The organism is Acidiferrobacteraceae bacterium, assembly GCA_037388825.1.
Lineage (GTDB): Bacteria > Pseudomonadota > Gammaproteobacteria > Acidiferrobacterales > JAJDNE01 > JARRJV01.
In genome coordinates, this window is record JARRJV010000069.1 from 1 (window position 1) to 8,238 (window position 8,238).

The following is an 8,238-nucleotide window of genomic DNA, read 5'->3' on the forward strand; positions in this document are numbered from 1 at the left end:
TTTGGTCTTTCCGACATGACAGATGTTTGTTTGGTTCCGGGCCCGCAACCGGGCTATGGGATACCGTTTTCCGGCTCCCCGGGACTATAACGCAGATTCCCTGCCGGGAACGTTCGCCCGAGCGGGAAACTAGGCGCTCGCGGCACGGCGGAAGCGGTACAGGGCGGTTTGGCCCAGGAGATTCGGGAGCAGGCGCAGACCCAGGCTGCGTTTGTGCACATGGTCCACGGCGCGACGTTCAAGGATGCGAAAACCGAGCCGGCGGCACAGGATTTCGAAGTCGCGGATGGTGCACAGGTGGATATTGGGCGTGTCGTACCAATGGTTCGGCAGCGCTGCCGTAACGGGCATGCGGCCTTTGAGGGCAAGCTGCAATCGCGAGCGCCAGTGACCAAAGTTGGGAAAGGTGACGATGCCCTCGGTGCCCACGCGCATCATCTCCTGAAGGACGAGGTCCGGGCGGCGCATGGCCTGCAGGGTCAGGGACAGGACGACGAAATCGAATGAGTCCTCATCGAATTCGGGCAGGCCTTCGTTCAGATCCATATGGATGACGTTGATCCCGTTGCGGATGCTTTGGGTGATGTCCTCGTCATCGATCTCGATACCATAGCCGGAGACCTTCTTGGTTCGCTGAAGGTATCCAAGCAGGGTGCCGTCGCCGCACCCCAGGTCAAGCACGCGGCTGCCGTCGCGTATCCAGTCGGCGATGATGGCGAAGTCCGGCCGGGCCAGTTGATCGGTCATGTGCCAACCTCCCGGGCGACCCGGTCCATGTATGCATCCATGACGTCGAGGTAGTGAGGAATCTTCATGAGAAAGGCGTCATGCCCATGGGTTGCCTTGATTTCGGCATAGCTGACATTGAGATCGTTGTCGTGCAGGGCGCGCACGATCTCGCGCGAGCGCGAAGGGGCGAAGCGCCAGTCGCTGGTGAAGGAGACGACGAAGAAGTCCGCTGTCGCCTGCGCCATCGCCTTTGTCAGATTCCCGCCAAAGTCCGCCGCCGGGTCGAAGTAGTCCAGTGCCTTGGTCATGAGCAGATAGGTGTTGGCGTCAAAGCGGCCGACGAAACTGTCTGCCTGGTAGCGCAGATAGCTCTCCACCTGAAACTCGACATCGAAGTCGAAATCGATCTTTCCGTCACGCAGGTCGCGACCAAACTTCTCGCGCATGATGTCGTCGGACAGGTACGTGATATGTCCCAACATGCGGGCGATGCGCAGTCCGCGCACCGGTTCGGTGTTGTAGTCGTAGAAGCGGCCGTCGTGGAACTCGGGATCGGTGCGGATCGCCTGCCGCGCCACTTCGTTGAAAGCGATGTTCTGGGCCGTCAACTTGGGCGCCGCCGCGATCACCACCGCGTGTCGCAGCCGGTCGGGAAAGTCGATGGACCATTGCAGTACCTGCATACCGCCGAGGCTGCCGCCGATGACCGCGGCCCAGCGTTCGATTCCCAGGGAATCGCTGAGCCGGACCTGGCTGCGAACCCAGTCCTTGACGGTGACGATAGGGAACGAGGGCCCGAAGGGTTTTCCGGTGGCGGGATCGGTGCTGGACGGCCCGGTGCTGCCGTGGCAGCCACCGAGATTGTTCACTCCGACAACGAACAAGCGATTGGTGTCAATGACCTTGCCGGGGCCGACCACGTTTTCCCACCATCCGGGCTTGGCATCGTCCGGCGAGTGATAGCCGGCAACGTGGTGATTGCTGCTCAGTGCATGGCAAATGAGTACGGCATTGCTGTGGTCCTCATTGAGCGTACCGTAGGTTTCATAGGCAATGTCATAGGCCGCGATGGTTCCGCCGCTGGCAAGCGTCAGCGCTTCGTCGAAATGCAGGGTCTGCGGACTGACCAGACCGACGGAATCGGCGGGAAGGGACTGGGACATCGGCTCGTTTGGTTCTTGTCGCGGATGCGATTCCGGCAACGGATCGTTGAGGGCAGTCTAAACAGGGTGTGGGCTTATCGCAACGGAGGGCTTGCCTGATCCCGGCTGCCGATTCCGCTTTCCGTCGGGATGGTTTGCGGATGACGTATCCGAACGGTCTTGTTCTTGCCGCGTTCGCCTTGCAACAGGACCACTTCGCGTCGTGCGACGCCGAAGGCAGAGGCAAGGAAGCGAAGCAGATGATCGTTAGCGGCCCCGTCCACGGGTGGTGCGGTGATTCGCAGTTTGAGGCGATCATCCAGGACGCCGGCGAAGGCGTCGCGACTCGATCTGGGCTGGACCCGGAGCTGAAGCACCAGATCCGTTCCTTCCCAGCGGTACCAGTGGCCAGGCACGTCACCTACAACAGGCTGATTGCGAAGGCCTTGATTGGTGCGACCAGGATCATGATGGTGAGCTGCAGCAGTATGAAGACAACGAAGGGAGACAGGTCCAGCCCTCCCATGGGCGGCAAGATGCGTCGCGCCGGGCGCAGCAGGGGCTCGGTCAGGCTGTAGAGCAGGCTGGCCACCGGGCTGCCATAGGCGCCGTGGGGGCTGACCCAGCTGAGTATGACCTGGACGAACAGGGCAAACATTTCGATATAGATCGCAAGCTGCAACAGGTCGGCAATGGCGAAAACCGCCAGTCCCGCGGGATGGGCAAATGACTGGCCACTCAATTGCAGCAGCCCGGCGAACAGGCGGTTGTCGCCGATGAGGAACAGTTCCACGAACTTCAGCACAAAAAGAAGCACGACCGCGGCCAGGTCGGCGCCCCACAGCCCCGGGATAATCTTGCGCAAGGGCAGCAGCAGCGGATTGGTGATGCGGACGATGGCCTGGGAAAGGGGGTTGTAGAAATCCGCCCGGGCCAGTTGCAGCAGGAAGCGCACCATGGTCAAGAGAATGAACAGGCCGAACACCACCTGGATCAGAAAGACCGTTGCGTTACCGAGATAGAAAAACATCGTTTAGTCCTTACCGAGTAATTGGGCCAGTTCACGCGACCGTGCGACCGCCTGGGCCAGCGCCTGGGCGAAATGTTCACGCATCCCGGCGTTCTCCAGGGCCTGAATGGCGCGTTCCGTGGTACCCCCGGGCGAGGTCACGCGCTCACGCAGACGCGCGGGCTCTTCCTCGTCTTCCAGTGCCATTTTGGCCGCGCCATAGGCGGTTTCCAGGGTCAGTAGGCGCGCGGTGTCCGGGTCGAGTCCCTGTTCGATGGCGGCGGCCTCCAGGGCCTCGATGACGAGCAGGAAATAGGCCGGGCCGCTGCCGGACAGGGCCGTCACCACATCCATCAGATCCTCGTTGTCGATCCACACGGCGCCGCCAACGGCGCGAAGGATGGATTCAGCCGCCGCGCGCATTGCGCTCGTGACCCCCTCAGTCGCATACAGGGCACTGGCACCCGCTCCAACCAGGGCGGGGGTATTCGGCATCGCGCGCACAATGGCGCCATGATCGCCCAGCCAGCGGGACAGGTCGCCGGAGCGAACCCCGGCGGCAATGGAGATCACCAGTTTCTTTCGCTCCAATACGGTATCGGCGATCTCCCGTGCCACATCCCGGAGAACCTGGGGTTTGACCGCGAGCACCAGCACGTCGGCGGTGGCGGCGACATCGACGTTATTATCGCTGACCCGGACACCCAGGGAATTCGTCAGTGCGTTGCGCACACCTTCATCGGGATCGGCAACCAGAAGCCGCTGCGGATCCCAGCCATTGTTTCGGAGGCCGCCCGCCAGGCAGCGGGCCATGTTTCCGCCGCCTATAAAGCCGATCGTCTGCTGTTTCATGGTGACCGTCGATTTGCCGGAAAACGCCGAGTATTTGCCGCATGGCTTGGCGGTCCTGGCGTCGGACCGCTGCGGAGCTGGCATTCTTGCATCCCCGGGGCCGGGCTTCAATCGCGCCTGCCCCATTCTGCCCGTTTTTCCCTGCGTAGAAGCTTGTTTGTCCTCCAGCGCCGGATATACTAGAAAAAGTGGTGCGGTGGCCCAAAAGCGGTCGCCGGCCCGTTACCGGTACTGGGGAGTACATATGGATATTGCAGAACTACTGGCTTTTGCGTTCAAACACGGCGCTTCCGACTTGCATCTGTCGTCGGGCCTGCCGCCGATGATCCGTGTCGATGGCGATATCAAGCGCATCAATATCGACCCGCTGGATGATCGTACGGTCCACAACATGATCTACGACATCATGAACGACAAGCAGCAGAAGGATTTCGAGGAGTTCCTGGAAACGGACTTTTCCTTCGAAATCCCGAACCTCGCCCGTTTCCGCGTCAATTCCTTCAATCAGAACCGCGGACCCGCGGCCGTTTTCCGGACCATTCCGTCCAAGATTCTGTCGCTCGAGCAGCTCAATGCGCCCGACGGTTTCAAGGGCATCTCGGAGCAGCCGCGCGGTATCGTTCTCGTAACGGGGCCGTCCGGTTCCGGCAAGTCCACTACCCTGGCGGCCATGATTAACCATGTGAACGAGACCAAGCACGATCACATCCTGACCATCGAGGACCCTATCGAATTCGTGCATACCAGCAAGAGCTGCCTGGTGAACCAGCGCGAGGTCGGGCGCGATACCCTGGGATTCAACGAGGCCCTGCGGTCGGCACTGCGTGAGGACCCGGACATCATCCTGGTGGGTGAGATGCGGGACCTGGAGACCATTCGTTTGGCCCTGACCGCGGCGGAAACCGGGCACCTGGTATTTGGAACCCTGCACACCAGTTCGGCCGCCAAAACCATTGACCGTATCGTCGACGTGTTCCCGGCAGCGGAGAAGGATATGGTGCGCGCGATGCTATCCGAGTCCCTGCGGGCGGTGATCTCGCAAACCTTGCTGAAGAAGATCGGCGGTGGCCGGGTGGCCGCCCATGAGATCATGATCGGCACACCCGCCATCCGTAACCTCATCCGTGAAGGCAAGGTGGCCCAGATGTATTCCGCCATTCAGACCAGCCAGAACGTGGGCATGCAGACTCTGGACCAGTGTCTGCTGGACCTGGTGCGCAATCGACAGGTGACGCCGGAGGCGGCGCGTGTCCGTGCGGTAAACAAGGATCTGTTCGCCTCCACCGGAGCAGCCAGCGCGGCTGCAGGGGCGAGGGCCTGATCCATGGTTTTCAGTGATCTGCTGAAGTTGATGAAGCAGAAAAAGGCGTCGGACCTTTTCATTACGGCTGGCGTTCCGCCGTCGATCAAGGTCGACGGCAAGATCATCCCGGTGACAAAACAGCGCCTGAGCGCGGAACAGTCCCGTGCCTTTGCCTATGGCATCATGAACGAGGACCAGCGCCGGGAATTTGAGGCCTCAAACGAATGCAATTTCGCCATTTCTCCCCAGGAGATCGGGCGATTCCGTGTAAACGTCTATATGCAGCAGCGCCAGGTGGGCATGGTTCTGCGCACCATCGAAACGGATATCCCGAGATTCGATGACCTGAACCTGCCCAAGGTCCTGGCGGATCTCTCACTGACCAAGCGCGGTCTGATCATCTTCGTGGGTGGTACCGGATCCGGCAAGTCCACCTCCCTGGCGGCGATGATCGGCTACCGCAACGAGTACAGCTACGGTCACATCATCACGATCGAGGATCCCATCGAGTACGTGCACGCGCACAAGAACTGCATTGTGACGCAGCGCGAAGTGGGCGTGGATACCGACAGCTTCGATACCGCGTTGAAGAATACCCTGCGCCAGGCGCCGGACGTCATCCTGATCGGTGAGATTCGGGCACGCGAAACCATGGAATACGCCATCCAGTTCGCGGAGACGGGCCACCTCTGTCTAGCGACCCTGCATGCGAACAGCGCGAACCAGGCCCTGGATCGCATCATCAACTTCTTCCCGGAAGAAAAAAGGAATCAGCTGCTCATGGATCTTTCGCTGAACCTGAAGGCGGTCATTTCCCAGCGCCTGATTCCGGTCAAGAGCGGCAAGGGGCGTGTTCCCGCGGTCGAGGTGATGATCAACTCGCCGCTGATTGCCGATCTCATCATGGAAGGCAATATCCCGGGTATCAAGGAGTTGATGGCCAAGTCGACCGAAGCCGGCATGCAGACCTTCGATCAGTCGCTGTTCAACCTGTACGAATCCGGCCTGATCTCGTACGATGAAGCCCTGCGAAACGCCGACTCTGTCAATGACATCCGACTGCGCATCAAACTTGAGGGCAAGGACTCCAAGACCCAGGAGCTTGGCGCATCCATGCAGAATCTCACCATCAAGTAGACGACTCGCGCGCGCCTGGAGCAACCCCGGGTCTCGGGCAGAGCGCGTCCTGGAGTTTGTACCGGTAAAAGGGGTTGTCGGGCACCCGGCGAACGATCCCCGGTCCAAATAGCCCCAAGATATGCGACGCTTGACCATACGTGAATTGCGGGACGCGGGATTGCCGGCACGGATGCCGGAGAATACCCGGCTCGGCGTGTGGAAACGAAGCACCGGTTTCGAGGTCATTCATCCCTATCACCGCGGCTACAGGTTCTGGGTCGCCGTGATCGTTGGCCTGATCGGCTTGGGCGCGGCCACCTATGGCGCGTATTCGCTGCTGCCTTTGGAATCCGATACCGCGCGCGAGGTCTTGTCCATTGTCAGCGCCACAGTCATCGCGACCTATCTCGGGTTTGTCCTGTACAAGCTGCACGAGACCCACAACACCCGGATCCGCATGGATATCACGCCCCGGGACCTGGCCATTTCCCGTGTTGGTCCAAGAGGGGCGACGGAGCGCATCGCCAGCTTTCCACTGCGAGACGTGGTTACGGTGGTGATTGACGGCCTGCGGGGCATTTCCATGGAAGGGGAGGAGCCTGGCACCCATATCGGAATCTGGTTCGGCACTGGCCTACGGGTTCCGGACCTCTACTACCTTGCCCTGGTCCTGTCCCAGGTGATGGACGGCTCCGCGTCTGAGGACTCGGAATTGCTGGCGCAGATCTAGGCGGAATCCCGTTCCCGTTCGAACACGACTTGCCCGCCCACCAGCGTGTGGGTTACCTGCCCGCGTAGCTCCCGGCCCACAAAAGGACTGTTTCGGCCACGGCTGACCATGTCCTCCGATTTCAGGATCCAGCGCGATTGAGGGTCGAAAATACAGACGTCGGCGTTGGCACCGACGCCGAGGTGTCCGGTGTCGACGGAAATCACCTCCGCCGGTCTGGCCGTAATCGCGGCAATTGCGGACGACAGCTCCAGGATGTCCTCATCCACCAGTTGCAGCACCAGGGGCAGCAGGGTTTCAAGCCCGGAGATCCCGGGTTCCGAAGCGCTGAAGGGCGCGAGTTTGGCGTCGGGTTCGTGGGGCTGGTGATCACTGCAGATGATGTCCACGGTTCCGTCCACCAGGGCCTGCCGAAGACCGTCGCGATCGCGAAGGCTGCGCAAGGGCGGGATCACATGGCACATGGAGTTGAAAAAACCGATGTCGTGTTCGGTCAGGTGCAGATGATGGGCCGTCACGTCGGCCGTCACCGGTAATCCCCGTGATTTCGCCTCGGCGATGATGGCCACGGCGCGGGCCGTGGACAGCTGGCAGAAGTGGGCCCGTACACCAGTCTGTTCGATCAGGGCCAGATCGCGGGCCAGGGCGACGGTTTCCGCGGCTTCCGGTATTCCCGGCAAACCCAGGCGGGTACCGATGTCGCCTTCGTGCACGCAGCCAGCACCGACCAGCCACGGGTCTTCGGGGTGCAGAAAGACCGTCAGGTCAAAACTGGCCGCGTATTCCATGGCGCGGCGAAGCACCAGGGTGTCGTGAATCGGCATATGGGCGTTGGTGAGACCCACGCATCCCGCCTCGTCCAGGGATTCCATGTCCGAGAGTTGTTTTCCCTCCAGACCGCGGGTGAGTGCGCCCAGGGGATGGATGAAACTCAAGCCAAAACGCCATGCGCGCTGCTGGATCATTTGCGCCATGGCCGGGGTATCGATGACCGGATTGGTATCCGGGGGGCATATGAGGGTCGTGATTCCGGCCGAGACCGCGGCCCGGGTCTCGCTTTCGATGGTTGCCTTGTATTCCTGCCCCGGTTCGCGCACGCGGGCGCGCAGGTCGATGAGGCCGGGGCAGACGATAAGTCCGGTGGCGTCGATCGTCGCCGTTACCTGAAATCCTTCGGGCGCGGCTCCGATCGCGGCGACGAAACCCTCGTCATCCAGGTAGAGGTCGGTCAGCGCGTCAACGCCGTTGGCCGGATCGATCAGGTGGCCGCCATGGATTCGCGTACCCATCAGCCACCCTCCCGTTCGCCAGCGGATCCGCCCATGACCAGGGCCATGACGGCCATGCGAACGGC

Annotated in this window: 9 protein-coding genes; 3 read left to right on the forward strand and 6 right to left on the reverse strand. The window is 61.3% G+C overall.

From position 1 onward, the window contains the following. Nucleotides 1–129: 129 nt before the first annotated feature. The 5 genes from metW to proC form a co-directional block, all read right to left on the reverse strand. A complete protein-coding gene (gene metW, locus P8X48_10950) occupies nucleotides 130–747 on the reverse strand; it encodes a methionine biosynthesis protein MetW (GenBank protein ID MEJ2107822.1) in 618 nt (205 codons plus the stop codon). Continuing rightward, nucleotides 744–1,892, reverse strand: coding sequence for a homoserine O-acetyltransferase (locus tag P8X48_10955; protein MEJ2107823.1), 1,149 nt, complete (start codon nucleotides 1,890–1,892; stop codon nucleotides 744–746). The genes metW and P8X48_10955 overlap by 4 nt, the downstream gene beginning before the upstream one ends. A 74-nt stretch (nucleotides 1,893–1,966) precedes the next feature. Beyond that, nucleotides 1,967–2,287, reverse strand: coding sequence for a DUF167 family protein (locus P8X48_10960; protein ID MEJ2107824.1), 321 nt, complete (start codon nucleotides 2,285–2,287; stop codon nucleotides 1,967–1,969). Between the two features lie 5 nt (nucleotides 2,288–2,292). Further along, a complete protein-coding gene (locus P8X48_10965; protein MEJ2107825.1) occupies nucleotides 2,293–2,901 on the reverse strand; it encodes a YggT family protein in 609 nt (202 codons plus the stop codon). A gap of 3 nt (nucleotides 2,902–2,904) precedes the next feature. After that, nucleotides 2,905–3,816 carry a pyrroline-5-carboxylate reductase gene (gene proC / locus P8X48_10970; GenBank protein ID MEJ2107826.1) on the reverse strand — a complete coding sequence of 304 codons (912 nt, stop codon included), beginning with the start codon at nucleotides 3,814–3,816 and terminating at the stop codon, nucleotides 2,905–2,907. 160 nt (nucleotides 3,817–3,976) lie between these two features. Here proC and P8X48_10975 point away from each other — a divergent pair, with 160 nt between their 5' ends. From P8X48_10975 to P8X48_10985, 3 genes are all read left to right on the forward strand, one after another. Further along, complete coding sequence (locus P8X48_10975; protein MEJ2107827.1) at nucleotides 3,977–5,053, forward strand: type IV pilus twitching motility protein PilT; 1,077 nt, start codon at nucleotides 3,977–3,979, stop codon at nucleotides 5,051–5,053. A 3-nt stretch (nucleotides 5,054–5,056) separates the two neighbouring features. Then, nucleotides 5,057–6,172 carry a PilT/PilU family type 4a pilus ATPase gene (locus P8X48_10980; GenBank protein MEJ2107828.1) on the forward strand — a complete coding sequence of 372 codons (1,116 nt, stop codon included), beginning with the start codon at nucleotides 5,057–5,059 and terminating at the stop codon, nucleotides 6,170–6,172. Between the two features lie 130 nt (nucleotides 6,173–6,302). Next, nucleotides 6,303–6,884 (forward strand): hypothetical protein, encoded by a 582-nt coding sequence (locus P8X48_10985; GenBank protein ID MEJ2107829.1) that lies wholly within the window; start codon nucleotides 6,303–6,305, stop codon nucleotides 6,882–6,884. Here the strand turns inward: P8X48_10985 and P8X48_10990 are convergent. Continuing rightward, nucleotides 6,881–8,238: dihydroorotase (locus P8X48_10990; GenBank protein MEJ2107830.1), on the reverse strand; the 1,358-nt coding region annotated here is incomplete at its 5' end. The genes P8X48_10985 and P8X48_10990 overlap by 4 nt on opposite strands.

Bases quoted from the DNA above. Each gene is read 5' to 3' on its own strand.
- metW (MEJ2107822.1), bottom strand. From the start codon at position 747: ATGACCGATCAACTGGCCCGGCCGGACTTCGCCATCATCGCCGACTGG.
- P8X48_10955 (MEJ2107823.1), bottom strand. From the start codon at position 1,892: ATGTCCCAGTCCCTTCCCGCCGATTCCGTCGGTCTGGTCAGTCCGCAG.
- P8X48_10965 (MEJ2107825.1), bottom strand. From the start codon at position 2,901: ATGTTTTTCTATCTCGGTAACGCAACGGTCTTTCTGATCCAGGTGGTG.
- proC (MEJ2107826.1), bottom strand. From the start codon at position 3,816: ATGCCAGCTCCGCAGCGGTCCGACGCCAGGACCGCCAAGCCATGCGGC.
- P8X48_10975 (MEJ2107827.1), top strand. From the start codon at position 3,977: ATGGATATTGCAGAACTACTGGCTTTTGCGTTCAAACACGGCGCTTCC.
- P8X48_10980 (MEJ2107828.1), top strand. From the start codon at position 5,057: ATGGTTTTCAGTGATCTGCTGAAGTTGATGAAGCAGAAAAAGGCGTCG.